We start from the raw sequence: 25,972 nt of genomic DNA on the forward strand, positions 1-25,972 counted from the left end.
CACGTTGTGGTCCGCGCACAGCGTGCCGGTGCCGTGGCCCGGCGGGGAGGGTTAGACGCAGTACGATTCCGGCTGTGCGCACGCCCATGACCGATGAGAAGTCGGTCGCGACGCCCAACGAGGACGCCGCGACCGGCAACACGTCGGGCTACCGGCTCGACCTCGACGGGCTGCGCGGAATCGCGATCGCGCTGGTCGCCATCTTCCACGTCTGGTTTGGCCGGGTGTCCGGCGGAGTCGACGTCTTCCTGACGCTGTCCGGCTACTTCTTTGTCGCGTCGTTGCTCAAACACGTCATCGCGACGCAGCCGGCGTCGGTGTCGTGGAATCGGGCCATCAATCCCGGCCCCCGCCTGTGGCGCCTGTTCCGACGACTCATCCCCGCGCTCTTCCTCGTTCTGGCCGTCGTCACGTTGCTGATCGCGCTGGTGATGCCGAAGACCCGGTGGGGTCCGCTCGGCGCCGAGGTGCAGGCCAGCGCGCTCTACTACCAGAATTGGCACCTGGCGTTTCAGTCGCAGGACTACGCCGCGGCCGATTCCGCGATCAGCCCGATGCAGCACCTGTGGTCGATGTCGATGCAGGGCCAGTTCTTCGTCATCACCATGGTGTGCGCACTCCTCCTGGGCGGGCTGCTGAAGGCACTGGCGCGACGCTTCGAGGTACTTCGACGGCCGACGGTGATCCGCGGGATCGTCGGCGGCACACTGGCCGTCGTCGCACTCTTCTCGCTGGCGTGGGCTCAATACCGGCATGGCATCAACCAGCCGTTCAACTACTACGACACCGTCGCACGACTCTGGGAGCCGTTGGCCGGTGGCCTTCTCGCGGTGTGGATGCCTCGGCTCGCACTACCGCAGCGCCTGCGCACCTGGCTCGGCGTCGGCGCACTGTTGCTCATCGTGACGTGCGGCTGGTGGATCGTCGGTGTGGCGCAATATCCGGCGGCCTGGGCGCTGGTACCGGTCGGTGCGACGCTGCTGCTGATCTGGGTCGGCTCGCCGCAGACCGCGGCCACCGCCACCGGGCCGACCCCGACCAGCCGCGCACTGGCCCACCCCCGTCTGGTGTGGCTGGGATCGATCGCGTACGCGCTGTATCTCTGGCACTGGCCGCTGCTGATCTTCTACCTGAATTGGCGCTACCAGGACGACGTGTCGTGGCTCGAGGGCACCGGGATTCTCGCGGTCTCGTTGGTACTCGCGTGGGCGACCACACGATTCGTCGAAGCACCGCTGCGGTCCGGACGCGGCGGCGGCTCGAAGCAGTACCGACGAATCCTGGTGCTGGCGCTCGTCGCCGCGACCGTCGTGAGCGCGGCGACCGTCACCATCTGGCAGCGCGACGCCGCCAACGCCACGGTGGACACCTTGAACCTCGACCCGCGCCTCTATCCCGGAGCACGCGCCTACCTGTACGACGCGGGCGTGCCGAACGTTCCCATGCAGCCGAGTCCTGAACTGGCGCCGAAGGATTGGCCGATCACCTGGGAGGATTCGGTCACCGGACAGTTCACCGACGCTCCCGACCGCATCCGCTCGGGCGTCTACGGCGACCCGACCGCCACCCGCACCATCGCGCTCGTCGGCGGCTCCCACGCGGACCAGTGGATCGACGCACTCAACATCATCGGCCAGCGGTACCACTTCAGGATCAAGACCTACCTGCGCGTCGGGTGCGCGCTGACCACATCGCACGTCTACACCTGGTTCGGCCGCAAGTACCCCGAATGCAACGAATGGTCGCGGCGCGTGATGGCGCAACTCGCTGTCGACAAGCCCGACGTGGTGTTCACCAACAGCACCCGCCCGGCCGAAGAAGGCCCGGGCGACTACGTACCGTCCGACTATGAGGAGATCTTCGCGCAGTTCCGCGACCGCGGCCAACGAGTTATCGCCCTGCGCGACAACCCTTGGGTGAGTGCAAAACTCAAGCCGCCGGAGTGTTTGGCGACCGGCCGCAAGCCGCAGGTGTGCGGCGTCGACCGGGATCGTGCGATGTCGCCGGTCGACCCGACGATCGCCATCGCGGGCAAGTATCCGAACATGACCTTCCTCGACTACACCGACGGCATCTGCAACGACACCTATTGCCCCGCGGTGGTCGGCAACATCGTCGTGTACCGCGACTTCCACCACCTGACGGCCACCTACATCCGGAGCTTCATCCCGCAGCTGGAAACGGACCTGCAACGGTCGTTGCGTTGGTGGTGAACCGGGTCAACCGACGATCGACAACAACGCCCGCGGCTGCGCGAAGAACAGTTCGCGGACGTGGTTGCGGACGATAGTCCATGTCGGACAAGGGCATTCGGCGTTCACCCCGACGGCGTCGACTCCGCGGTCGCGACACAGTGCGATCGCCCGCGCAAGGTGGAAGTCCTGGGTGACGACGACCATTTCCCGTTCACCGAACACGTCGTGTGCGCGCCGACAACTCGCCTCGGTGTCGAATCCCGCTGGATCGTCGACGATGTCGGCGGCCGGCACCCCACGCTCCTGGAGATACGCGCGCATCACGGCCGGTTCGTTGCCGGCCTCGGCAGAGCCGTTGCCGGAATTGATGATTCGGTCCGTCTTGCCCGACCGGTAGAGAGCAAGAGTGGTGTCGAGCCGGCCGCGGACGTAGTCGCCGGGTTCGCCGTCGTCGACGAGTGATCCGAGCACCAGCGCCGTGCGCGGACCCGCGAATTCGTCGGCGTCGAAGATCCGCCCGACCGACGCGACGTACATCCAGGTGGCCGCCACCGTGACGATCAGTTCGACCACGACCAGTCCGACGAGCACCGCCGCACGCCCGAAACCCCCGAGAACCCCGAAACCTCGGACTGTGAAACACCTATCAGTTGCCCGATAGCGACCACCTCTGTGCACTGCCGGGACGATACTGAAGCAATCAGCAGCCCATGTGTGCCGGGGGTCACACAGCATCGCGAAAGTGAGGTCGAGCGATGCCGTATATGCCCGTCACGGAATCGATGTTCCTGATTGCCGAGACTCGCGAGCAACCCATGCATGTGGGCGGCCTCCAACTGTTCGTACCTCCCGAAGGTCAGTCGGCGACCGAACTCGCCGAGGAGATCTTCGCGACGTTCCACCAATGCAAGGACGTCCATCCGATGTTCCGGAAGCGTCCCGCGTCGCCGGTGACGCTGCTCGGCAATGTGGCGTGGTCCTACGACGACGACATCGACTTCGACTACCACGTCCGACGCACGGTGCTGCCCCGACCGGGCCGGATCCTCGAGTTGCTGCGTTACGTGTCGCTCAACCACGGCGCCCTGCTCGACCGCTTCCGGCCGATGTGGGAGTTCCACGTGATCGAAGGCCTCGAGGACGGTCGGGTCGCCCTGTACTCCAAGCTCCATCACTCGCTCGTCGACGGTGTGTCGGCGCTACGACTGCTCGAACGCACACTGTCCAACGATCCCGACGACCGCAACGGCAGCGCACCCTGGGACCCGGAACTGGTCAACCGCCGCAAGCGTCGGCCTGCCCGACCGAGCCCCAGCATCGCGTCGCGGATCGGCGGAGTCTTCGACGTCGCAGGCCAGATAGCGGGCATGGCACCCGCCGCGGCGAAGGTCGCGCTCACCGGCATGACCGACCCCGATTTCGTCGCACCCGGACTCACCGCGCCGCGCACGATCCTGGACGTGGCCATCGGCAGCGCCCGGCGATTCGCCGCACAGCAATGGGAGATCAGCCGCATCCGCACCGTCGCGTCGGAGATGCAGATCACCGTCAACGACGTCGTCGTGGCCATGTGCGCCGGAGCCCTGCGCGCCTACCTCATCGATCACGACGCGCTGCCGGACAAGCCGCTCGTCGCGTCGGTGCCGGTGTCGATGCACACCGACGACGACAAGGACGGCAACGCGGTCAGCGCGATCCTCGTCAGCCTGGCCACCGACCAGCCCGATCCCGAGCGGCGACTCCGATCCATCGTCGCGTCGACCCGCAAGAGCAAAGAGGTGATCCGGGGCCTGCGTCCGCTGCAGGCGCTCGCGCTCGGCGCGGCGAACTTCGCACCGCTCGCCTTCGCGACCATCCCGGGTGTCGTGCAATACACGCCGCCGCAGTTCAACATCATCATCAGCAACGTGCCGGGCCCCAAGGAGCATCTGTACTGGAACGGCGCACGGCTCGACGGCGTGTACCCGGTGTCGATCCCCATGGAGGGTCTGGCCCTGAACATCACCGTGACCAGCACCGCCGAGCACATCAACTTCGGGCTGATCGGCGCACGCGCCCAGTTGCCGAGCCTGCAGCGCCTGCTGACCCATCTCGACACATCTCTGGAAGAACTGGAAAAAGTGGCGTCGACCAAGCCCTGAGGTGGCGATCGACACACCCAGCGGGCCTCAACCTGACTAGACAGTAAGTTACTCGTGAGTATTATCTGGGTAACATGTCTCGCCCGACAGAACGTTAGTTAGGTCATCCTTGGCAGCGCGCCGGGGGCGCGAGGATTTACGGTTACCTGTAGTACACCGTCGACCAGTGGTGCATCAGCCCTGCGCACAGCGCGAACCACGGCGGCGGACGACCTAGGAGAAAGGCCGGTACGCGCCCGTGACAGCCACCACGATTGCCATCGGCACGACGGCCGCCGTCATCAGCCTGTTCTGTTGGGCTTTGTTCCTCAGCGGCGTCTGGCGAATGTTCCGCACCATCTCGCAGGGCCAACGCGTGGACAGCGCACGCTTCTGGCCGCTGCTGCCACGCCTGGGCACGATGATCAAGGAGTTCATCGCCCACACGCGGATGACGAAGTTCCGGACCGTCGGCTGGGCGCACTGGCTGGTGATGATCGGCTTCCTCGGCGGCTTCTTGCTGTGGTTCGAGGCGTACGGCCAGTCCATCAACCCGGAGTTCCACTGGCCGGTGTTCGGCGACTGGTTCATCTGGCACCTGTGGGACGAGTTGCTCGGCATCGGGACCGTCGTGGGCATCATGACGCTGATCGTGATCCGCCAGCTCAACCATCCGCGCGTGCCCGAGCGGATCTCGCGCTTCTCCGGTTCCCGGTTCGGCGCCGCCTACTTCGTCGAGATCGTGGTGCTGCTCGAGGGTCTCGGCATGATCATGGTGAAGGCGTCGAAGATCGCGACGTATCACCACAGCGACCCGTACTCCGACTTCTTCACCATGCAGGTCGCCAAGATCCTGCCCGCCTCCCCGACGCTGGTGTCGATCTTCGCGGTGATCAAGTTGATGAGCGGCATGGTGTGGCTCGCGGTGGTCGGCCGGAACATCAACTGGGGTGTCGCATGGCACCGCTTCTCGGCATTCCCGAACATCTACTTCAAGCGCGAGGCCGACGGTGGCGTCGCACTGGGTGCGGCCAAGCCGATGATGAGCAATGGCGTGATTCTCGACATGGAGACCGCCGACCCCGACGTCGACGCGTTCGGTGCGGGCAAGATCGAGGACTTCTCCTGGAAGGGCTGGCTCGACTTCACCACGTGTACCGAGTGCGGTCGATGCCAGTCGCAGTGTCCGGCGTGGAACACCGGTAAGCCGCTGTCGCCCAAGCTGCTGATCATGTCGCTGCGCGACCACGGCTACGCCAAGGCGCCCTACCTGCTGGCCGGTGGTCGCAAGGACATGGGCGGCGACGAGGTGGGTCTCGTCGACGCCGACGGAAATGTGCTCGAGGACAAGCTGAACGCCATCCCCGAGGCCGCTCGCGCCGAGGCCGCCCGCAAGCTCGTCGGTGAATCCAAGGGTGCGCTCGGCGGTGGCGAGGGCATTGTCGCCGAGGAGGGTGCGTTCGATCCCGAGGCGCTCGGAGCGGTCATCGACACCGAGACCCTGTGGAGCTGCACCACCTGTGGCGCCTGCGTCGAACAGTGCCCCGTCGACATCGAACACGTCGACCACATCCTCGACATGCGCCGCTACCAGGTGCTCATCGAGTCAGACTTCCCGACCGAACTCGCGGGCATGTTCAAGAACCTGGAGAACAAAGGCAACCCGTGGGGCCAGAACAGCTCGGCCCGCACCAACTGGATCGACGAGATCGACATCGACATCCCGGTCTTCGGCAAGGACGTCGAGTCGTTCGAGGGCTTCGAGTACCTGTTCTGGGTCGGCTGTGCCGGCGCATACGAGGACCGCGCGAAGAAGACCACCAAGGCCGTCGCCGAACTGCTCGACGTCGCAGCCGTGAACTTCCTCGTCCTCGGTGAGGGCGAGACCTGTACCGGTGACTCGGCCCGACGCGCGGGCAACGAGTTCCTGTTCCAGATGCTGGCGCAGCAGAACATCGCGATGTTCGACGAGGTGTTCTCCACGGCCCCCGAACAGCGCAAGAAGATCGTCGTCACGTGTGCGCACTGCTTCAACGCTCTCGGCAACGAGTATCCCCAAGTGGGCGGGAAATACGAAGTGGTGCACCACACCCAGCTGCTGAACCGCCTGGTGCGGGAGAAGCGGCTGGTACCGGTCGCGCCGCTCGGCGAGGGCGTCACCTACCACGACCCCTGCTATCTCGGCCGCCACAACAAGGTCTACGACGCGCCGCGTGAGCTGATGGCCGCCGCGGGCGGACAGCTCACCGAGATGCCGCGTCACGGCGAACGGTCGATGTGCTGCGGCGCCGGTGGTGCGCGCATGTGGATGGAAGAGCAGATCGGCAAGCGGATCAACATCGACCGCGTCGACGAAGCGCTCGACACCCTCGGCGACCAGGTCGGCAAGGCACCCACCAAGGTCGCGACCGGCTGCCCGTTCTGCCGCGTCATGCTGACCGACGGCGTCACGGCCCGGACGTCCGGCACCGAGAACGAGGGCAAGGTCGAGGTCGTCGACGTCGCCCAGATGCTTCTCGAGTCGGTCAAGCGCGGTGCGCCCGAGGTCAAGCTGGGCGGACGCTTCCTCGGACCGCGACCGGCCGCTCCCGAACCAGAGCCGGAACCAGAGCCCGAACCCGAGAAGGTGGCTGCGGCCGCCGCACCGGCCGCGGAGGCCGGGTCGAAGCCGAAGGCCAAGGTCGGCCTCGGCATGAAGGGTGGCAAGAAGCCGGGTTCCGCAGCCGCAAAGGCCGCACCAGCAGAGGCACCGGCAGAAGCCGCTCCCGCCGCCGAGAAGAAGCCCGCCGCCAAGGGATTCGGCATGGGCGCCAAGGCGAAGAAGCCCGGTGCCGCCAAGACAGACGCCGGATCGGCTGCTCCGGCGCCCGCCGAGGCAGAGTCGTCGGAAGCGGTCGAATCGGCGGCGGAACCGAAACCGGCGAAAGCCAAGGGCTTCGGCATGGGCGCTGCAAAGCGTCCAGGTGCCAAGAAGCCGGGTGCTGCGGCTCCTGCTGCGGGTGTCACCGCCCCGGCCGAAAGCCAGGTGTCGGAGTCCGCTGCGGACGCCGAGCCGACCGCCGACACCGCAACGGCTGCCGTCAGCGAGGAAAAGCCTGGCAAAGCCAAGGGATTCGGGATGTCCGCGGGTAAGAAGCGCCCCGGCGGGATTGGCAAGGCGGCACCGGCTGCCAAGCCTGCGGCAGAATCCGCACCGGCCGAAACTGCGCCTGCCGCAGCCGAGACCGCAGAGGCCGAGCCTGTTGCCGAAGTGAGCAGCGCGTCGGCGGTCAGCGAGGAGAAGCCCGGCAAGGCCAAGGGATTCGGCATGTCCGCGGGCAAGAAGCGACCAGGGGGCATCGGCAAGGCGGCACCCAAGCCGGCCGCGGCGGCAGCACCGGAAAGTGCGCCCGCCGAGCCGGAGTCGACCCCAGAGCCGGAGGTCGCGGAGGCCACGCCCGAGTCCGAGGTGGCCGAAACTGCCGGTGCGGCAACCGCTTTGACCGAGGACAAGCCGGGTAAGGCCAAGGGCTTCGGCATGGCCGCGGGCAAGAAGCGTCCGGGCGGTGCAGGATCGGCGGCACCCAAGCCGGCAGCCGCACCCGAACCGACGCCAGAGCCGGAACCGACGCCAGAGCCCGAGCCGGAACCGGAGCCCGAAGTCGCAGAGGCACCCGAGGCCGAAGCAGCCGAGACGCCCGAGGTAAGCGAGACCCCGTCGTCCAACGGCACGTCGTCGAACGGCGCGGGACCCGATGACGGTCGCACCATCGCCGAGGTCGGGGCGTCGAAGGCCAAGGGATTCGGTATCGCCGCGGGCAAGAAGCGTCCGGGGCACAAGTAGAGATCGCACTACGCCGTAGATTTGTGTCACCTGGTGGCACAAATCTACGGCGTAACGTTCGTCGATGAATTTCGTCCTTTGATGCAGTCTTATCTGCATGGGCAAACTCATCTACGGCTTCACCGTTTCGCTTGACGGGTACATCGCCGATGCGAACGGCAGCATCGACTGGTCCGATCCGAGCGAGGAACTGCACCAATACTGGAATGATTTCGAGCGCGAGACCGAGCTGTCGTTCTACGGGCGGCGGCTCTACGAGTTGATGTCGGGACACTGGCCGACGGTCCACGAGGACCCCGACGCGACCCCGATAATGCGGGACTTCGCCCAGGTCTGGTGCGACATGCCCAAGGTCGTGTTCTCGAGCACGCTGGAGTCCGTCGACTGGAACTCACGCCTGGAACGGGAGAACCCCGTCGACGTGGTGAAGAAGCTCAAGGCCGAGACCGACGGCCAGATGGAAGTCGCCGGTCCGACGCTGGCCGCACCGATCGTGCAGGCCGGACTCGTCGACGAATTCCGACTCGTGGTCGCGCCCACCGCGGTCGGCGGCGGTCTCCCGTTCTTCCCGACGCTGCCGTCGTGGATCTCCATGCGACTGCTGGAGACCCGTACCTTCCCGGGCGGCATCGTGCTGCTGCGTTATGAGGCAAAGCACGACTGACCGGAGGGACCGAAGAATCGGTTTGCCTGCGGCTGCGACAATGTACTGGTGAGTAGGCCACATGTATCGCACCTGAATCAGAACCTGAAGCCACTGGAGCAGTCCCTGAAGCTGCAGAACGTGTGCTACGAGATCAGGGGACCCGTGCACGCGCACGCGGCGCGACTGGAGGCCGAGGGGCATCGCATCCTCAAGCTCAACATCGGCAACCCGGCCCTGTTCGGGTTCGAGGCGCCGGACGTGATCATGCGCGACATGATCCACGCACTGCCGTACTCGCAGGGCTATTCGGAGTCGGCGGGTGTGCTCTCGGCCCGCCGCGCCGTCGTCACGCGCTACGAGCTCATCCCCGACTTCCCGTACTTCGACGTCGATGACGTCATCCTCGGCAACGGGGTGTCGGAGCTCATCACGATGACCATGCAGGCGCTGCTCAACGACGGCGACGAGGTGCTCATCCCGGCCCCCGACTATCCGCTGTGGACCGCCATGACCACCCTGTCGGGCGGGCGTCCGGTCTACTACAAGTGCGACGAGGACAACGGCTGGAACCCCGACATCGCAGATATCGCGTCGAAGATCACCGATCGCACCAAGGCGATCGTCATCATCAACCCCAACAACCCCACGGGCGCGGTGTACTCGCGGGAGGTGCTCGAGCAACTCGTCGACCTGGCACGAGAGCACTCGCTACTGATCCTCGCCGACGAGATCTACGACAAGATCCTCTACGACGACGCCGAGCACGTGAGCATCGCGTCGCTGGCCCCGGATCTGTTGTGCCTCACCTTCAACGGCCTGTCGAAGGCCTACCGGGTGTGCGGGTACCGCGCCGGCTGGGTCGTCATCACCGGCCCCAAGGACCACGCGACCGGCTTCATCGAGGGTCTCGGCATCCTGGCGTCGACGCGATTGTGTTCCAACGTGCCCGGCCAGCACGCCATCCAGGTGGCGCTCGGCGGGTACCAGAGCATCGAGGCGCTGGTCGCGCCCGGCGGTCGCCTGTTCGAGCAGCGCAATGTCACCTGGGAGAAGCTCAACGAGATCCCCGGCGTGAGCTGCGTGAAGCCGATGGGCGCGCTGTACGCGTTCCCGCGCCTCGACCCCGAGGTCCACGAGATCCACAACGACGAACTGTTCGTCCAGGACCTGCTGCTGCAGGAGAAGATCCTCGTCGTGCAGGGCACCGGCTTCAACCTCGACGACCACAACCACTTCCGCATCGTAACCCTCCCCTGGTCACGCGACCTGGGCGAGGCCATCGAGCGCATCGGCAACTTCCTGTCGTCGTACCGCCAATAGCTCTGGAGTATTCCTGTAACCGTTGGTAACGTCTATCCCCATCCGATGACTCGAAGGGGAGATTCATGGTCGACTGGCGCAAGCGAGTTGTCACCAACGGCGGGGTGAACCTGGCCGTTTTCGAGTTGGGCACGCTCGAACCAGGGCGCCCGACGGTGGTCCTGGTGCACGGTTGGCCCGACAGCCACCACCTCTGGACGCACGTAGCGCCGCAGCTGGCCGAGGACTTCCACGTCGTCGCCTACGATTGCCGCGGATTCGGCGAGAGCGATCGCCCGACCGGCGACGCACCCTATCGCCTCAGCGAGATGGCCGACGACCTGTTCGCGGTCGCCGACGCGGTGAGCCCGGACGCGTCGGTACACGTGCTCGCGCACGACTGGGGTTCGGTGATCTCCTGGGAGGCCGTCACCCGGCCCGGAGCCGAGCGCCGGATCGCATCGTTCGTATCGGTGTCCGGTCCCAACCTCGACTACCTCGGGGCATGGGCACGCAAGAACCTGAGTCGGCCGACACCCCGCAACCTGGCCAAAGCGCTGGCACAGAGCGGCTCGTCGGCCTACACGGCGATCTTCCAGTTGCCGGTGGTTCCGAAGGTGTTCTTCCAGCTGACCGGTTCACCGCGCCTGTGGGGCGAGTTCCTCCATCGGGTCGACGGCACGCCCCGGGAGAACGCCACCTTCGCGCCGACCCTGCGCGAGGACATGATCTCGGGACTTCGTCTGTACCGAGCCAACATTCGGCCCAAGTTGCGCAATCCCGAACCTCGCCCCACCGCGGTGCCCGTCCTCGAGGTCATCAACGACCGCGATATCGCCCTGCGGCCGAGTATCTTCGACGACACCCACCTCTACACCGAACGCATCTGGCGCCGACGCACACCGACAGGACACTGGTTGCCGCTCACCCGGCCCGATTACCTGGCGAGGACCGCACGCGAGTTCATCGCCGCTCAGTCCGGCGACACCACGGTGGCCGGTCTCGTCGATCGCACCCGAGTGTTCGGTGCGCCCAAGCCGTTGTCCGGCAAGCTCGCAGTGATCACCGGCGCGGGCAGCGGCATCGGTCGGGAGACCGCGTACGCGCTCGCCGAGGAGGGCTGTGAGCTGGTTCTCGCCGACCTCGACCTCCCGTCCGCGGAAGAAACCGCACGCGAGTCCAAGACGTACGGCGCACAGGCGACGCCCTTCGAGCTCGACGTCTCCGACACCGCGGCCTTCGTGGCCTTCGCCGAGCAGGTCCGCGCCGAGCACGGCGTCCCCGACATCGTGGTCAACAATGCCGGAATCGCGCTTGCCGGTTCGGTTCTCGATGCCACCGACGAACAGATCGACCGGCTGCTCGCGGTCGACCTGCGCGGCGTCATCACCGGCAGCCGGGAGTTCGGACGTCAGATGGTGGCGCGCGGCGTCGGCGGGCAGATCGTCAACGTCGCGTCGGCCGCGGCCTTCACCCCGTCCCGCGACCTCGGTATCTACTCGGCCGCAAAGGCCGGCGTCCTGCTGTTCTCCGAGTCGCTACGCGGCGAGTTGGCCGAGCATCGCATCGGCGTGAGCGCGATCTGTCCCGGCATCGTCGACACCAACATCGTGTCGAAGACACCGATCGCCGGCGTCGACGCCGAAACCGAAACCGAACAACGCAATCGGCTCGACGCGTTCTATCAGCGACGCGGCTTCACCCCTGACCGTGTCGCCCGCGACATCGTCAAGGCGATCATCGGCAACAAAGCTGTCGTGCCGGTGACCCCGGAGGCCAAGATCGGCTATCGCGTCTACCGATTCGCACCGTGGTTGTCGCGACTCGGCGCCCGCCAGAAGGTCGCACGGTAGGAGGACCGACACATGACTGCACACGCCTACGACCCCGATCATGATTCCGATCCCGGGCCCGTCGAACTGCACGCCCGCAACGTGACCTTCGACTGGTCGAATACGCCGCTGCACTGGATTCCCGGCCACCCGGTGGCGTCGAACTTCGTCAGCGTGCTCAATCTCCTTCTGCCCGAGGGTGAGCGCTGGTTCGTGCAGACCTACAACGAAGCGCTGCCGCTCGTCACCGACGACGAACTGGCCGCCACGATGCGCGGTTTCATCGGCCAGGAGGCGATGCACGCCGAGGCACACGACCACGTGCTCTGGGAGTTCCTCGACCACCACGGTATCGACCCGCGTCCGTACGCCCGCCAGGCCGAGTGGATCTTCCGAAAGGTCCTCGCCCCCATGGACAAGGGCAGCGCATCGGCGCGCCAGAAGCACCTCGTCGAACGACTCTGGTTGATCGCGGCTCTCGAGCACTACACGGCACTTCTCGGTGATTTCGCCCTCAACAACACGTGGGTGGAGCACGACGCCGACCCGACCATGACGGACTTGTTCACCTGGCACGGCGCCGAAGAGGTGGAGCATCGCGCCGTGGCCCACGATGTCGCGGTGTATTTCGGCGACAGTTACCTGCGTCGGGGTCGGGCGATGCTCTTGGCGCTGCCCGTACTTCTGTTTCTCGTCCATCGAGGCTTCCGGTACATCACCAAGCAGGACAAGACGCTGCACTACAACATGTTCGCGCGCAAGTATCAGTATTTCCGCGGCGTACGTGCTGGGGTGCTACCCCAGATGTGGAAGATCATCTTGTCGACTTTCAGCTATTTCCGACCTGGTTTCCATCCCGACGAGATCGGCTCCACCGCACAGGCCGTCGCCTACCTGGCATCGTCGCCGGCTGCTCGCAACGCACAGTGAACCTCAACGCCCGATGAACCAGCGCGCCCACCCACATACGACGACACTCACGTCGCCGCCCCCGCATCTGCACGGGCGGTGGCGTCACGACCCCCTGCTCACGCTCGGCACGGTGATCGCCAAGGCGTGGTGGCCCTTCTGGCGGCCGATGTCACCGCTGCGTCACACCGCCGAGAACGACGGTGTGACGACAGTGAAAGTCGTTCGGCGCGAGGTGGTTGCCGAGGACGAGAACGTCGTCGCCCTCACCTTCGCGGCTCCCGACGGCGGCATGCTGCACCGCTGGCATGCGGGCGCCCACCTCGACCTCCTACTTCTGTCCGGGCGGATGCGTGAGTACTCACTGTGCGGCGACCCCGCCGACCGCTACACCTACCGGATCGCGGTGCGCCGCATCCCCGACGGCGGTGGCGGGTCGATCGAGGTGCATGACACTCTGAAGATCGGTGACCTCATCTCGATCAAGGGACCGCGCAACGCCTTTCCGCTGGCGGTCCCCGGCCACGGATCGCCCGCACGCTCGGTCCGATTCATCGCCGCCGGGATCGGCATCACCCCGATCCTGCCGATGCTCGCGGCTGCCGAACGCTTTGGGCTCGACTGGTCGATGATCTACACCGGCCGAACCGCGGACTCGATCCCGTTCCGCGACGAGGTGGCCCGGTTCGGCGACAAGATCACCATCCGCACCGACGACGCCGCCGCCGGGAGCGGAGCGAGCGGGGCGCATGTCCCAGTCGGTCTACCGACGATGGACGAACTACTCGGTCCGGTCGACCCGGAAACAGGCCGTGCCCCAGGCGGTCTGGCGGTCTACTGTTGCGGACCCGTTCCGATGCTCGAGCGCCTGCGGACGCACCTCGCCGACCGCGCCGACATCGAACTTCACTACGAGCGGTTCTCTCCGCCTCCCGTCGAGGACGGTGAACCGTTCACCGTCACGCTTGCCTCCACCGGACAGCAGATCGACGTGGCCGCAGACGAATCCGCGCTGGCCGCGATTCGCCGGGTCCTGCCGTCGGTGCCCTATTCGTGCCAGCAGGGATTCTGCGGCACGTGCAAGGTCGCGACATTGTCGGGCGAGATCGATCACCGCGACAACATCCTGACCGAGCCCGAGCGCGAGGCCGGAACCATGCTCACGTGCGTATCACGAAGTCGCGGTGACAACCTCACGCTCGACCTCTGATCCCTCCGGGGCGGTATGCCCGCGGAGCAGATACAGTGCCGCAAGCCCGGCGAAGGCGGTGATCGCGACGGCCGCCCACACGGCGTTGTGGAGACCGTCCATGAACACGTCCTGTATGGCGGCTCGCACGGTGTCGGCCACGGCACTCGGCGCCTGATCGGCGACCGCGCCGCCGGCCATCACCGACTGTTCGGCGATCTCGCGCGCCTCGCGGGGTACTCCGATGTCCGACAATCGATTTCCGACGCCGGCGACGTACGCGGACGTGAGGATCGACCCGAGGACGGCCACACCGAGGGTGCCGCCGATCTCCCGGGTGGTGTCGTTGACCGCGCTGCCCGCACCGGCCTGCTCGGGCCGCAGCGAATCCATGATGAGCTGGGTGCACGGTCCGGAGATGAACGCGAGACCGGCCGCCATCAGCGACATCGACCAGATGATGAGCTCCCAGTAGCCCGACATCCGCGACGACACCTCGACCAAGGCAAATCCACCCGACATCAGGAATGCGCCGGTGACCGCGACCGGCCGCGCACCGAATCGGTGCGACAACGCCATCGCCACCGGCGAGAGCGCCGCCATGACGACCGCGAACGGCAGTGTGCGAAGGCCTGCTTCAAAGGGACCGTAGCCCTTGACCGCCTGAAAGAACTGCGTGATGAGGAAGATGAAACCGAACAGCGCGAAGAACGCGACGCTGATCATGCCCGCCGCGGTCGCGAAGCGGCGATTGGTGAAGAGCCGGACGTCGAGGATGGGGTGATCGATCCTCGCCTCGCGCCAGCCGAACAGAGCCAGAAGACCCAGTGCGACAACAAGTCCCCCGAGGGTCCGCGGATCCGACCAGCCGAAGTGCGGTCCTTCGATCACCGAGTAGGTGAGCAGCCCGAGGCCCGCGATCGACAGCGCCAGTCCGAGCAGGTCGAACGGTGCGACCACCTCCGGCCGGGTACCGGGCACCACCGCGAGGATCGCCACCAGCGCGACCGCCCCCAGCGGGACGTTCACCCAGAACACCGATGTCCAGGAGAAGTGTTCGAGAAGCCAGCCGCCCAGGACCGGTCCGATGGCCACTGCCACGCCCGACGTCGCCGCCCAGATACCCACGGCCGCAGCACGTTCGGAAGCCTCGGTGAAGATCGTGGTGATGATGGCCAGCGTCGCCGGAAACACCAGTGCAGCAAAGACTCCGAGGCCACCGCGGGTGGCGATGAGTTGCGCGAGATCCTGCGTCGACGCCGCGGCAACCGAGACTGCCATGAATCCGACGACGCCGGTGATCAGCATGCGCCGGTGACCGAACCGGTCGCCGAGGTAGCCGCCGGTCAGCAGCAGCCCGGCGAAGACGAGCGTGTACGCGTCGACGATCCACTGCAGCCCGGAGATCCCGGCATCGAGATCGCGGGCCATGGTCGGCAGCGCGACATTGACGATCGTGTTGTCGACCATGACCAGAAGCTCGGCGAAGCAGAGCGCCCCCAGCGCCCACCAACGATTGTTCAGCGTCTTCATGACGTGCCCTTCGGAGTTTGTGGAACATCGATCTATTGTTGTAGTACGTTGTTCTATTCAAGAAGAACACTGTTCTAGTAGGTTGTCAATATGTCCTCGGCAAAATCACGCACTCGAACCTCCGGCCCCGACATCCGCGTCGGTCTCATCGCGGCCGGGCGAAAGATCCTGGAGCGCGACGGCGTGGCCGGGCTGACAGTGCGTGCCGTCGCCGCCGAGGCGGGCGTCGCGCCGATGGGCGTCTACAACCACTTCGACGGCAAGGAAGGCCTGATCGACGCGGTGGTCACCGACGGGTTCGCGGAGTTCGCGTCGGCCATCGCCGCCACCGACGACGACCCGGCACTCCGGTTGAGCAACAGCGGCCGGGCCTATCGCACGTTCGCGCTGGCCAACCCGGTGTTGTACTCGTTGATGTTCTCCAGCGAGTGCGAAGCCGACCTCGAGGTGGCCGCCCGCGGCTTCCTGGCGCTGGCCGACATCATCCGCTACGGACAGGTCGCGGGACGCATCATCTCAGGTGACGCCAACGAATTCGCGCTGCAGGCGTGGTCGTGCGTGCACGGTGCCGTCGCGTTGGAACTCGCCGGATCCGCTCCCCCGTTCGTCGACACCGCTGCCAACTTCGAACACATCCTCGAGCTGATCGCACGCGGTCTCGCACCGTGAGGACAACGCCATCTGGGACAATGACCGCGTGACTGAGTATCGGATCGACGATCTCGCGCGCGCGGCCGGTACGACGACGCGCAACGTGCGCGGCTATCAGGACCGCGGCCTGCTGCCCCGACCGGTCCGCCGGGGCCGGATCGCCATCTACACCGAGGCGCATCTCGCACGCCTCAAGGTCATCAACGACCTGCTCAAACGCGGCTTCACGATCCGTCACATCAGCGACTTCCTGTCCGGCATCCAGCGTGGCGACGACCTCGCCGAGGTCCTGGGTTTGCAGGAGGTGGTCTCCGAGCCGTGGTCGAAGGCGACGTCGACCACGATGTCGGCCGACGACCTGCGCGACCTGCTCAACACCCGTAACCCTGCACATTTCGCGCAGCTCATCGACTTCGGCCTGATCAGCCCCGACGGCCCGGCGGACCCGCCGGAGAAGTACACGATTCTGGACCAGGAAACCGTCTCGGCATACGGACGCCTCGTGAAGCTGGGCGTTTCCCTCGGCGGCATCCTCGATGTCCACCGCAGGCTCGACGGCGAGATGTCGGCGGTGGCGGCCACCGTCATCTCCGCCGGTCGGCGTGCGGTCACCGAAGGCCGTGAGGACGGCTGGATTCCCCAGACGACCGCCGAATCCGATTGGGCCACCGAACTGCTGACCGAGCTGCGGCGCGCAGGAACGGTCACCGCCCACAACGCGCTCGACCGCGCACTGGACCGGGACCTCGCCCGGCAACTCGAGGAGTACCTCGGCGAAGCTCGGAAATCGCGAAAAGATCAGGACCGACCCTCGTAGCTCCCCACCTCAGGGAATGACGATCGGCGGTAGTCCCGGTAGCGGAATCGTGAGCCGTGGTCGCGGGCGTGGGCGTTGGCGTGGCCGCGGTCCCGGCGTCGTCTCGTCGGGTGTCGATTGCGGCAGTGGCGGCGGAGGCGGCGGGGTGTAGCGCGCAGCGGGCAGCCGCGCCTCGGCCAGGACGGCTGGGTCTGCATAGGACGGCTGTGCGGGTGACGACGGCACGGATTGTGCGGCGGCCTGGTTGTCGGATGTGGAGTCGCCGCCGAGTGCGAAGGCTGTTGCCACGCCGACCAGCGCGAACACCGCGACGGCACCGACAACGGCGGCAACCCGCCGGCCCGACGCCCGACTCAGCAGCCCACGAGTCCGCGACGGCGGCGCCGGGGCCACGTCGACCACGTCGTCCGGCATGAGCTCGTCGTCGGGTGCGACCTCCTCGACCTCCGAGTACGCCAACGACGTCGCGGCCACCGGGATCGGCTCGGTCGGCCGGTCGTCGGCGGCGATCGGCTCCGGCTCTGCGATCGGCTCAGGCTCGGGCACCTGCTCCGGCATCGGCGCTGATTCGGGTGCCGGCGTCATCTCCGGAACGACCACCGGCGGCATCACGGGGAAGTCCGCCGAGCCGAGGTCATCGGCATCGACGTGGGCGTTCACCACGGGTGTTTCGGGGACGTCGAGATCGAGTACCGGCACGGCGACGGCGCGCGCGATCGAGTCGCGCAGGCCGGGCCAGTTGCGAACGCCGTCGGCCGCGACCACCGCGACCACGTTGCCACCGGCGTTCGACACCGCACCGCGGGTCAGGGTCTCCACCTGCGCGATCAGCTGTCGAGTCGGCTCCTCGACGTCGCGTCGGGCCAACCGGAACAGCCGGAGATGCCGGCGCCCCATGATGAATGTGCCGTCCGATGCACGCAGTCGCTGACGACCCTGCGCGACGAGGTCGAGCAGTTCGCGATCCCAGTCGGCCGAGGTCGGCCTGTCCACACGACCGACTCTGATGAGGTGGTCGGCGATCATGCGGTCGAGCGTGGCGGGGCCGATGTCGTCGTCGGCCTGCGCAGATACCACCGCGCGCGATGCGAAATCGACGGTCAGGACCACGAGGCCGCTCTCGTCGAAGTCGAGGAGGACGACGCGCTCGTCGGTCGGCAAGCCGCGGGTTCGCAGCAGTTCGGCGATCTGCCCCAGCGAATCGACGATCTGATCGCGCGCAGCATCGTCGGCCGGTTGGCTCACGGCGTGGGCGGTGTCGTCGTTCATCGTGGTCATCAGTGGGCGGATTTCTGCGGTCAGGGACGGCTCTCAAGCTTGCGTCGCACATCGCCCCAGCGCCCCCACCGGCGAAAATGTGCCGAGTCGACCACCGTCGGTCGACCCCCTCGGAGCTTCAAACTAGCACGTGTCAGCCGCGCAGGGTCTGCGCAGCGTGCCCGACCACGTGGGCATTCGCTGTGTGCCGCTCCCGGCGTCGACCCGTCACCGGCCCTCCGATGGCGTGGTACTGCCATCCCGCGTCGAGCCACATCTGCGGGTCCAGGCATCGTCGGCCGTCGACGATGACCTTGGCGCGCACCACCTCGTCGAGCTCGTCGGGCGACATGTGCACGAATTCGGCCCACTCGGTGGCCACGACGACGGCATCTGCCCGGTCGCAGGCGTCGGCACCCGACGACGCGTAGGCGAGCATCGGGTAGGTGCGACGCGAATTCTCGAGGGCCTTGGGATCGAAGACGGTCACCGACGCGCCGCGCAACGCCAGCTGGCCGGCGACGCTGAGCGCCGGCGAGTCCCGAACGTCGTCGCTCTCCGGTTTGAAGGCCGCGCCGAGCACCGCGATGTTGCGTCCGAGAACGTCACCGCCGACCGCGTCGGACACGAGGTCCACCATCGCGGTGCGTCGTCGCATGTTGATCGCATCCACCTCACGCAGGAACCCCAGGGTCCGGTGGGCACCGAGCTCGTCGGCGCGGGCCGTGAACGCTCGGATGTCCTTGGGCAGGCATCCACCGCCAAAACCCAATCCCGCGTTGAGGAACCGCCGGCCGATCCGCGCGTCGTGGCCGATCGCGTCGGCGAGGGTACTCACGTCGGCGCCGACGATCTCGCACAGCTCGCTGATCGCGTTGATGAACGAGATCTTGGTGGCGAGAAACGCATTCGCCGACACCTTGACGAGTTCTGCTGTTGCCCAGTCTGTTTCGATGAGGGGAACACCGGTGTCGAGAATCTCCCGATAGATGTCCCGGATCACCGGGACCGCACTCGACGTTGTGCCGGCCGGGTCGGTGCCCACGACGATGCGGTCGGGCGTCAGGGTGTCCTCCACCGCGAAGCCCTCGCGCAGGAATTCGGGACTCCACGCCAGCTCCACTGCGACACCGTCGGCGGCCAGTACAGCGATCCGTTGGGCCAGGCCGGTGGCGGTACCGACCGGGACTGTCGACTTGCCGATGATGAGGTGGTCACCGCGCAACACCGGCACCAGGGCGTCGATCGCCGCGTTGACGTGCCCGAGATCGGCGGCGTGCCCGCGAGGTTCCTGTGGTGTCCCGACGCCGAGGAAGTGCACCGACGCATGTGCGGCCGCCGCACGGTGATCGGTGGTGAACGAGAGTCGTCCGGATGCGATGTTGCGGCGCAGGATATCCTGCAGGCCGGGTTCGAAGAACGGGACCTCACCCGCAGTCAGCCGCTCCACCTTCGCCTCGTCGACGTCCACGCCGAGCACGTCGTGGCCGAGTTCGGCCATACAGGCCGCGTGAGTCGCGCCGAGGTATCCGCATCCGATGACCGTGAGCTTCATGTCTCAGTGAGTACGCGGGTCGTTCGGCCATCGAACGACAAGAGACTGTCGAGTCGTGATCGTCTCGGTGAACTCCCGACGAACCGATTTACGGCTTGGTGAAGTTGAGGTATGCCTTCGACGGCGTCGGCCCGCGTTGTCCCTGGTACTTGGAGCCGACGGCCGCGCTGCCGTACGGATTCTCGGCGGGACTGCTCAGCCGGATCAGGCACAGCTGGCCGATCTTCATGCCGGGCCACAGCGTGATCGGCAGGTTCGCGACGTTCGACAGCTCCAGGGTGATGTGACCGGAGAAGCCGGGATCGATGAAGCCGGCCGTCGAATGCGTCAGCAGACCGAGCCGCCCCAGCGACGACTTGCCCTCGAGCCGTCCGGCGAGGTCGTCGGGCAGACTGCACACCTCGAGCGTCGAACCGAGGACGAACTCACCCGGATGCAGCACGAACGGCTCATCCTTGGCCGGTTCGACGAGGCTCGTCAGTTCGTCCTGCTGCTGCGCCGGGTCGATGTGGGTGTAACGGGTGTTGTTGAAGACGCGGAAGAGGCTGTCGAGCCGCACGTCGACGCTGGAGGGTTGGACCAGCGTCGGGTCGAAGGGGTCGATGCCGAGGCGGCCCTCGGCGATCTGGGCACGGATGTCGCGGTCGGAGAGCAGCACGTTGTGAGGTTATCGGACCGGCTGTTCGCCGTAGGCCCCGACCGTGAGCCAGACAACATCGAATCATCAAGAGTTGTTTACGTCGTGGACGCTGCCGAACCGGCAGAGGATCTCTAGAGTTTGTTTCGCAACGCGCAGGATCGAGATCGATGCTGTCGACGGGGGACGTTGCACGTATGGATGGGGAGATCCATGGTCGGGGTTCGGCTGGGGTGGCATCGCTGTGTCATCGCGACGTTGTCGGTGGTGTTGGCGGTTGCGATCGCGTTGACGGCAGGCGAGCGGGGTGTCGCCGCGGTGGCAGCGCCGTCGAAGTCGCCTGCGGCGCCCACCGAATGCGTGGGTTCGCGGTTCGCGACGCTCGGCGCGGTGTACGACGCGATCTTCGATTCGTTTCTGCCGATGATGCCCGCGCAGATCCGTGATCGGTCCGCGTCGATCAAAGCGCAAGCGCACCGCGACATGGGGGCGCTGAAGATCTCGACGCTTGCGGTGTCGACGCACCCGTACGACCTCGGAGCCGACGAGCGCTCCCCGATCATGAAGTACCGAGATCCGGTGTCGCAGTGGATCGTCACGCAATTGGTGAACGTCCGCGACGGCCACGGCGGCGACGTCATCTCGGTGGAGAATCTCACCGTCGCGCAGGCAGTCGAGACGGTGTGGCTGTATCTCTATGTGACGGTGATGGTTCCGTTGACCATCGCCCGACGCAGCATTCCGTCGATCGGCCCGCTGGTGGGACCGTTCAGCATCGGCACGCTGCTCACCCTGCCGATCGTGCTGGGCGTCCTCGGTGCCACCGCCGTCTACAACAGCCTGAGCTCCAACCTGGTCAAGGCATGCATCGTGTCGGTGACCGAGTCGCAGAAGCGTTCCGCGGGAAAGCCGGTCAAGGATCTGCGATTCACGAATGCGGTTCCGGCGATCGTGCGTGACATCGCGAGTCAGGTGTCGGTCGCCGATCCCAAGACCTGCCCGGCCATCGGCAATCTGCCGGTGTCGCGCATCGTCGACCGGACGTCGACCTACCTGCGCGCCATCACCCGCGACGCCGGTACCCAGCGCCAGATCGGCGACCTGAGCACCCGCGTGCAAACGTTCCTCCGGTCATACCGTGTGCCGCACAACCTGATTCCCGCCGACCCCGCCGACTTCAACTCCGGCGAGGGCGCACTCTCCCAGATCGGCCTGATCCTGATCCCCTACGTCGGCGGCGCACCGCTCGACATCGCGATCGGCCTCAACCACAATCTGCGCGACGGCCACATCGCCGACACCGTCCCGCTGTCGGACCTGACCGTCACCAAGAGCCTGACCGCGGCGTACTACACCTACGCCCTGACCGCCCACTTCATCGAACTCATCTGGCGCTACGGCGCATCCGACCCGACCGCCACGATGATCAACAGCCTCTTCCCCGGCGCCGGCATCACCGCCGACATGATCCCCCGCAGCACCGGAATCATCGGCGCTCCCAACCTCTATGGCCTGGTGGTCTTCCACAACGTCCTGCGCTCCCTCTGCCTCACCGAAGACAAACGCCCAGCCTCGACGCCGCGCTGGTGACCACCCGCTGGTCGAGCCGACACCGAGCGCCATGCGCGAGGCGTCGTGTCGAGACCACCGCCGCACGTTCCGCGGAACGCACCCACCCCGCTGGTTCAGCCACGCCCCTCTGCTGTTCAGCCATGCCCCTCTGCTGTTCAGCCGCCCCCCTCTGCTGGTTGAGTAGGCGAGCCCCCCGGGGCGAGCCGTATCGAAACCCGGCGACCTGACAATGTCAGTGCACCCCACACCAATTCCGACCACACCGGCGTTCCGCGGAACGCGGTTGTGGACAGCCCGACGTTCCGCGGAACGTTTCTGTCGGTACCCACCGATACCTTGTCCGTAGTGAGATCACGATCCACACATCGGGGAGGGCCCATGCCAAACACTGCGGTGACATCGTTGTCGGACACCATGTTTGACCACACACCAGCCGACAAACTCTCCACCCCGGAACTCACCGAACGCGTCGTCGGGTACTCCGGCCAGATCGCCGCAATCACCGCCCGATTCCTCGAGTACCTCGCCGTATTCGACGACCGCCACGCCTGGTCCGGCGAAGGCATCCGCAGCTGCGCCCACTGGCTGTCCTGGCGCACCGGCCTGTCCCTACGCACCGCCCAAGACCACATCCGCGTCGCCCACGCCCTCACCACCCTGCCCGCCATCCGCACCGCCTTCGCCCAAGGCCGCATCACCTACTCCAAAGTCCGCGCCCTCACCCGCGTGGCCACCCCCATCCGCGAGAACGAACTGCTCAACGTGGCGCTGTCGGCGACTGCGTCTCAGGTCGAACGGCTCGTGAAATCGATGCGCCAGATCGATGCTCTCGACCCCGACACCGGCACACCACTGGAACCCACCACCGTGCGCCGATCCAAAGGCAGCTGGCGGTGGAACTTCGACGGCACCCTGTCGGTCTCCCTCACTCTGTCCCCCGTCGACGGGGCCGCGTTCCTCGCCGCGATCGTGCGCGCCGAATACGAACGCCTGCGCACCGCCGACGACGCCGACGTTCCGCGGAACGCGCTCACCGACCCCGAAACCGCTGGTCCCACCGACGGCAACCTGAAAGAACCCGGAGAACGTATCGATCTATGGCGGGGAGTGCCCCACGACATCAGCGCCGCCGTCATCGCGATGGCCGACACCACCCGCACCCTGACCGACGTCCCCGAACTGACCCGCGGCGCCGAAATCATCGTCCACAAACCTCTCGAGGACGACCTCGAAGACGCGCACCTCGAAGACGGCCCCGCGTTGACCGACGCCGAGGTCGACACCCTCGAATGCGGGGCATCGGTCCGCGAGATCGGGAAACGTCAGGGCGTCACCCTGCGGTGGGGACGTAAACGCCGCCCACCCACCACCGCGCTGGTGCGGATGATCTCCGGCCGCGACCAGCACGAATGCGCCCATCCTGGCTGCGGGCGCACCCGCCACCTGCACCTGCACCACGTGCGCCCGTGGTCGAAGGGCGGCACCACCGACCCCGACAACCTGATCCTGCTGTGCTCAGCCCACCACGCCGCGCTGCACCGCGGCGTGTTCGGCATCACCGCCCACGGCAACCAGCACTTCACCTTCCACCGCCCCGACGGCACACCCATCGACACCGCACCGCACACCAGAGCACCCGACCGCTGGCGTCCCGACCCGCACATCGCACCCGACGCCACCGCACCGGTCGGCGGCGGCCGCTTGAATCTCGGCTACACCACCGAAGTCCTCTACGCCGCATGGGCCTACAAAACCGAACGAGCGAACACCGGTGAGTTGGCTGCGGCCTGATCGATCGACATCCTTCCTGCTGGTCGCGTCGAGACACCCCTTCCCCCATTTGCTAGGCTGTCGATCGCGAGTCTCACCGCTCGCACGCCGATGTAGTTCAATGGCAGAACATCAGCTTCCCAAGCTGAATACGCGGGTTCGATTCCCGTCATCGGCTCAGTCGAAAGCCCCGGTCAGGGCGTTTTGACCTGGGCTTTCTTGGTGTCTGCGGCGATTCGGGGCCGCGACGGGGCCGCGTGTTGCGGTCGGTTCCGAACAGCGTCGCCCTTACGTGCAACAATCGCATGCTGTGGGTGAAGCAACCAGAGGACTGACACCAGGGCAGAGGTTCGACCTGGCGATGGCGATGCGTGAGGCTCTTCTGGGCAGGCAGATGAGCTATTTTGAGGACAAGCACCTAGTAGACCTCTTCGGGATCGAACTTGTGGAGACCCAAGACGAGCAGGGGTACGACTACGTTGAGTGGACCGCGACGTTCACAAATGCACATGTCGATCGCCTCACTGAGTTAGCCGACTACCTCGGTGTTGAATTGCCACTAGATGCTCGCCCTGAGGTCACCCCGACTGCGACAGCGGTGGACGCCTACACGGAACTGGTAGCCGCTGAGACGGCGCTGCGCGACGTGATTCGGCTCGCCGTTCCCGCGTGGCAGTCGCAGCTGGACGAGGATGCAGTCGCTAAGCTTGAGCTCAAGCGCGCGGAGGAAGACAAAAAGCGCGACGGGATTACTGTCAGCCAGGACCTGTTGGACTATACAGAAATCTGTCAGCTGCAAAAGCTGATAGATACTAACTGGCAGGACGTCAAACCGATCCTCGACGACAAAAAGCGCACAGAAGTATACCTAGACATCATCTTTGATATTCGGAACACCATCGGACACTCCCGGCCGGTCGTCCCATCCGAGCGATTGTTGCTAGCTGGCGCCGCGGGGCAGATCCGCAACCAACTGGCGCGCTACCGGAGTGGCCAGGATGGTTCAGCGATGCACTACTCGTCGATTGATTCGGCCCGGGATAGCCTGGGCACCAACGGCAAAGGCAACGTTGATGTTTCGTCTGTGGATGGCTCGGACGCACCCCGCTTGGACGTCGGAGATGTAGTGACATTTCAACTGGAAGCGACAGATCCGCGTGGTCGCGAGGTGAGCTGGTCGGCCTTTCTAGCACCCAGTCATTCTTCGGCGAGACTTGCCATGTCGGGTCCGACACGGCTCACGGCTAGCGGCAGATCGGCGACAGTTGTCAAGGGACATGTAGAACTGCCCACTGGTGGCCATCAAGACTGCCCGTAGGCGGTCACGTGGGGATGCCCGGTGGCGGCCATGAAAGTGCCCACGAGACCACCACCGGGTTTGGAGTTGGGGTTAGGTCAGTGCGGTGACTCCTTTCCCGGTGAGGGCTTGGGCCAGGCGCACGGAGTCGCCGCTGGTTTGGCAGAGGTGTGCGTGATGCAGCAACCGGTCCACGGTGGCGGTGGCCAGCGTTTTCGGCATCAGCTCGTCGAATCCCGACGGGTGCAGGTTTGAGGACACTGCGACGGATTTGCGTTCGTAGGCGGCTTCCACGACGCGGTAGAGCCCTTCGGCGGCATCGGTACCCACCGGGAGCAGACCGACGTCGTCGATGACGATCAGTTCGGCGCGCACGATTTTGGCGATTGCTTTGCCGAGGGTGTCATCGGCCCGGTGGGCACGCACGAGGGTGCCGAGTTGTTCGAGGCTGAACCAGGCCACCGGCATGCCCGCTTCGATCACTTTCTGCCCGAGGGCTTCGAGGAAGAATGTCTTACCGGTCCCGGCGGGCCCACACACGACGAGGTTCTCCCGACGACCGACCCATTCGAGGGTTTGCAGGGCGTGTTGGGTGGGGATCGGGATGGAGGAGGCGGACTCGTCCCACACGTCGAAGGTTTTGCCGGTCGGGAAGCTCGCCGCTTTCCGTCTGGAGGCGAGCATGGAGCGGGCGCGGCCGGCGGCCTCTTCGTCGAGGAGCGCTTTGAGGACGTCGGCGGGGTCCCAGCGTTGCGAGCGTGCGGTCGCCAACACTTCGGCGGCGATGGCGCGGGCATGGGGCAGGCGGAGTTGTTTCATCAACGCTTCCACCTCGGCGGGCAACGATGCCAGTGTCGTGGTCATCGACCA

At 66.1% G+C, this 25,972-nt stretch carries 19 protein-coding genes and 1 tRNA gene; 14 read left to right on the forward strand and 6 right to left on the reverse strand.

All coding sequences use genetic code 11. From position 1 onward, the window contains the following. The first annotated feature begins 74 nt into the window (after positions 1-74). A complete protein-coding gene (locus ABZW74_RS12980; protein ID WP_355276687.1) occupies positions 75-2,213 on the forward strand; it encodes an acyltransferase family protein in 2,139 nt (712 codons plus the stop codon). A 6-nt stretch (positions 2,214-2,219) separates the two neighbouring features. Here the strand turns inward: ABZW74_RS12980 and ABZW74_RS12985 are convergent, their stop codons facing one another. Next, positions 2,220-2,732 carry an ElyC/SanA/YdcF family protein gene (locus ABZW74_RS12985; RefSeq protein WP_355276711.1) on the reverse strand — a complete coding sequence of 171 codons (513 nt, stop codon included), beginning with the start codon at positions 2,730-2,732 and terminating at the stop codon, positions 2,220-2,222. A gap of 218 nt (positions 2,733-2,950) precedes the next feature. On the opposite strand from ABZW74_RS12985, the gene ABZW74_RS12990 reads away from it, so the two are divergent. From ABZW74_RS12990 to ABZW74_RS13020, 7 genes are all read left to right on the forward strand, one after another. Then, on the forward strand, positions 2,951-4,336 hold the full coding sequence (locus ABZW74_RS12990) for a wax ester/triacylglycerol synthase family O-acyltransferase (protein ID WP_240857830.1): 1,386 nt from the start codon (positions 2,951-2,953) through the stop codon (positions 4,334-4,336). Between the two features lie 238 nt (positions 4,337-4,574). Beyond that, a complete protein-coding gene (locus ABZW74_RS12995; RefSeq protein ID WP_355276689.1) occupies positions 4,575-8,138 on the forward strand; it encodes a (Fe-S)-binding protein in 3,564 nt (1,187 codons plus the stop codon). A gap of 97 nt (positions 8,139-8,235) precedes the next feature. After that, complete coding sequence (locus ABZW74_RS13000; RefSeq protein WP_355276691.1) at positions 8,236-8,802, forward strand: dihydrofolate reductase family protein; 567 nt, start codon at positions 8,236-8,238, stop codon at positions 8,800-8,802. 48 nt (positions 8,803-8,850) lie between these two features. Continuing rightward, positions 8,851-10,104: a pyridoxal phosphate-dependent aminotransferase gene (locus ABZW74_RS13005; protein ID WP_308221041.1), complete on the forward strand. Its 1,254-nt coding sequence runs from the start codon at positions 8,851-8,853 to the stop codon at positions 10,102-10,104. Between the two features lie 65 nt (positions 10,105-10,169). After that, on the forward strand, positions 10,170-11,936 hold the full coding sequence (locus tag ABZW74_RS13010) for an SDR family oxidoreductase (RefSeq protein WP_355276694.1): 1,767 nt from the start codon (positions 10,170-10,172) through the stop codon (positions 11,934-11,936). A gap of 12 nt (positions 11,937-11,948) precedes the next feature. Next, on the forward strand, positions 11,949-12,845 hold the full coding sequence (locus ABZW74_RS13015; RefSeq protein ID WP_355276696.1) for a metal-dependent hydrolase: 897 nt from the start codon (positions 11,949-11,951) through the stop codon (positions 12,843-12,845). Positions 12,846-12,858: 13 nt separating this feature from the next. Continuing rightward, positions 12,859-14,034, forward strand: a complete 1,176-nt coding sequence (locus ABZW74_RS13020; RefSeq protein WP_355276698.1) for a PDR/VanB family oxidoreductase — start codon at positions 12,859-12,861, stop codon at positions 14,032-14,034. On the opposite strand, the gene ABZW74_RS13025 is transcribed toward ABZW74_RS13020, so the two are convergent. Then, entirely contained in the window at positions 13,996-15,546 is a 1,551-nt protein-coding gene (locus tag ABZW74_RS13025; protein WP_240857836.1) for an MFS transporter, read from the reverse strand. The two genes, ABZW74_RS13020 and ABZW74_RS13025, sit on opposite strands and share 39 nt — an antisense overlap. Positions 15,547-15,636: 90 nt before the next feature. Here ABZW74_RS13025 and ABZW74_RS13030 point away from each other — a divergent pair, with 90 nt between their 5' ends. Beyond that, positions 15,637-16,215, forward strand: a complete 579-nt coding sequence (locus tag ABZW74_RS13030) for a TetR/AcrR family transcriptional regulator (protein ID WP_240857837.1) — start codon at positions 15,637-15,639, stop codon at positions 16,213-16,215. A gap of 28 nt (positions 16,216-16,243) precedes the next feature. Beyond that, complete coding sequence (locus tag ABZW74_RS13035; protein WP_240857838.1) at positions 16,244-17,014, forward strand: MerR family transcriptional regulator; 771 nt, start codon at positions 16,244-16,246, stop codon at positions 17,012-17,014. Positions 17,015-17,023: 9 nt separating this feature from the next. Here the strand turns inward: ABZW74_RS13035 and ABZW74_RS13040 are convergent, their stop codons facing one another. The 3 genes from ABZW74_RS13040 to dcd form a co-directional block, all read right to left on the reverse strand. Next, entirely contained in the window at positions 17,024-18,292 is a 1,269-nt protein-coding gene (locus ABZW74_RS13040) for a hypothetical protein (protein ID WP_355276701.1), read from the reverse strand. A 133-nt stretch (positions 18,293-18,425) separates the two neighbouring features. Continuing rightward, positions 18,426-19,826 carry a UDP-glucose/GDP-mannose dehydrogenase family protein gene (locus tag ABZW74_RS13045; protein WP_355276703.1) on the reverse strand — a complete coding sequence of 467 codons (1,401 nt, stop codon included), beginning with the start codon at positions 19,824-19,826 and terminating at the stop codon, positions 18,426-18,428. Between the two features lie 88 nt (positions 19,827-19,914). Continuing rightward, positions 19,915-20,484: a dCTP deaminase gene (gene dcd / locus ABZW74_RS13050; RefSeq protein ID WP_240857841.1), complete on the reverse strand. Its 570-nt coding sequence runs from the start codon at positions 20,482-20,484 to the stop codon at positions 19,915-19,917. Positions 20,485-20,676: 192 nt separating this feature from the next. Here dcd and ABZW74_RS13055 point away from each other — a divergent pair, with 192 nt between their 5' ends. From ABZW74_RS13055 to ABZW74_RS13070, 4 genes are all read left to right on the forward strand, one after another. Next, positions 20,677-22,053 (forward strand): hypothetical protein, encoded by a 1,377-nt coding sequence (locus ABZW74_RS13055; RefSeq protein ID WP_355276705.1) that lies wholly within the window; start codon positions 20,677-20,679, stop codon positions 22,051-22,053. A 360-nt stretch (positions 22,054-22,413) separates the two neighbouring features. Then, positions 22,414-23,826 carry a DUF222 domain-containing protein gene (locus ABZW74_RS13060; protein WP_355276707.1) on the forward strand — a complete coding sequence of 471 codons (1,413 nt, stop codon included), beginning with the start codon at positions 22,414-22,416 and terminating at the stop codon, positions 23,824-23,826. Between the two features lie 86 nt (positions 23,827-23,912). Further along, positions 23,913-23,983: transfer RNA gene (locus tag ABZW74_RS13065), tRNA-Gly, on the forward strand. A gap of 132 nt (positions 23,984-24,115) precedes the next feature. Further along, on the forward strand, positions 24,116-25,123 hold the full coding sequence (locus ABZW74_RS13070; RefSeq protein ID WP_355276709.1) for a hypothetical protein: 1,008 nt from the start codon (positions 24,116-24,118) through the stop codon (positions 25,121-25,123). A 72-nt stretch (positions 25,124-25,195) separates the two neighbouring features. Here ABZW74_RS13070 and istB read toward each other — a convergent pair whose 3' ends face one another. Beyond that, a complete protein-coding gene (gene istB, locus ABZW74_RS13075) occupies positions 25,196-25,966 on the reverse strand; it encodes an IS21-like element helper ATPase IstB (RefSeq protein WP_355276713.1) in 771 nt (256 codons plus the stop codon). Positions 25,967-25,972 lie beyond the last annotated feature (6 nt).

It is taken from the genome of Gordonia sp. NPDC003585 (assembly GCF_040610755.1).
Classification (GTDB): Bacteria; Actinomycetota; Actinomycetes; order Mycobacteriales; family Mycobacteriaceae; genus Gordonia.

Excerpts from the sequence above, each read along its gene's own strand:
- ABZW74_RS13040 (WP_355276701.1), bottom strand. The coding sequence starts at position 18,292 with ATGACCACGATGAACGACGACACCGCCCACGCCGTGAGCCAACCGGCC.
- istB (WP_355276713.1), bottom strand. The coding sequence starts at position 25,966 with ATGACCACGACACTGGCATCGTTGCCCGCCGAGGTGGAAGCGTTGATG.
- ABZW74_RS13000 (WP_355276691.1), top strand. The coding sequence starts at position 8,236 with ATGGGCAAACTCATCTACGGCTTCACCGTTTCGCTTGACGGGTACATC.
- ABZW74_RS13045 (WP_355276703.1), bottom strand. The coding sequence starts at position 19,826 with ATGAAGCTCACGGTCATCGGATGCGGATACCTCGGCGCGACTCACGCG.
- ABZW74_RS13055 (WP_355276705.1), top strand. The coding sequence starts at position 20,677 with ATGGTCGGGGTTCGGCTGGGGTGGCATCGCTGTGTCATCGCGACGTTG.
- ABZW74_RS13060 (WP_355276707.1), top strand. The coding sequence starts at position 22,414 with ATGCCAAACACTGCGGTGACATCGTTGTCGGACACCATGTTTGACCAC.
- ABZW74_RS12990 (WP_240857830.1), top strand. The coding sequence starts at position 2,951 with ATGCCGTATATGCCCGTCACGGAATCGATGTTCCTGATTGCCGAGACT.
- ABZW74_RS13010 (WP_355276694.1), top strand. The coding sequence starts at position 10,170 with ATGGTCGACTGGCGCAAGCGAGTTGTCACCAACGGCGGGGTGAACCTG.
- ABZW74_RS13030 (WP_240857837.1), top strand. The coding sequence starts at position 15,637 with ATGTCCTCGGCAAAATCACGCACTCGAACCTCCGGCCCCGACATCCGC.
- ABZW74_RS13015 (WP_355276696.1), top strand. The coding sequence starts at position 11,949 with ATGACTGCACACGCCTACGACCCCGATCATGATTCCGATCCCGGGCCC.
- ABZW74_RS12985 (WP_355276711.1), bottom strand. The coding sequence starts at position 2,732 with ATGTACGTCGCGTCGGTCGGGCGGATCTTCGACGCCGACGAATTCGCG.
- ABZW74_RS13020 (WP_355276698.1), top strand. The coding sequence starts at position 12,859 with ATGAACCAGCGCGCCCACCCACATACGACGACACTCACGTCGCCGCCC.
- ABZW74_RS13025 (WP_240857836.1), bottom strand. The coding sequence starts at position 15,546 with ATGAAGACGCTGAACAATCGTTGGTGGGCGCTGGGGGCGCTCTGCTTC.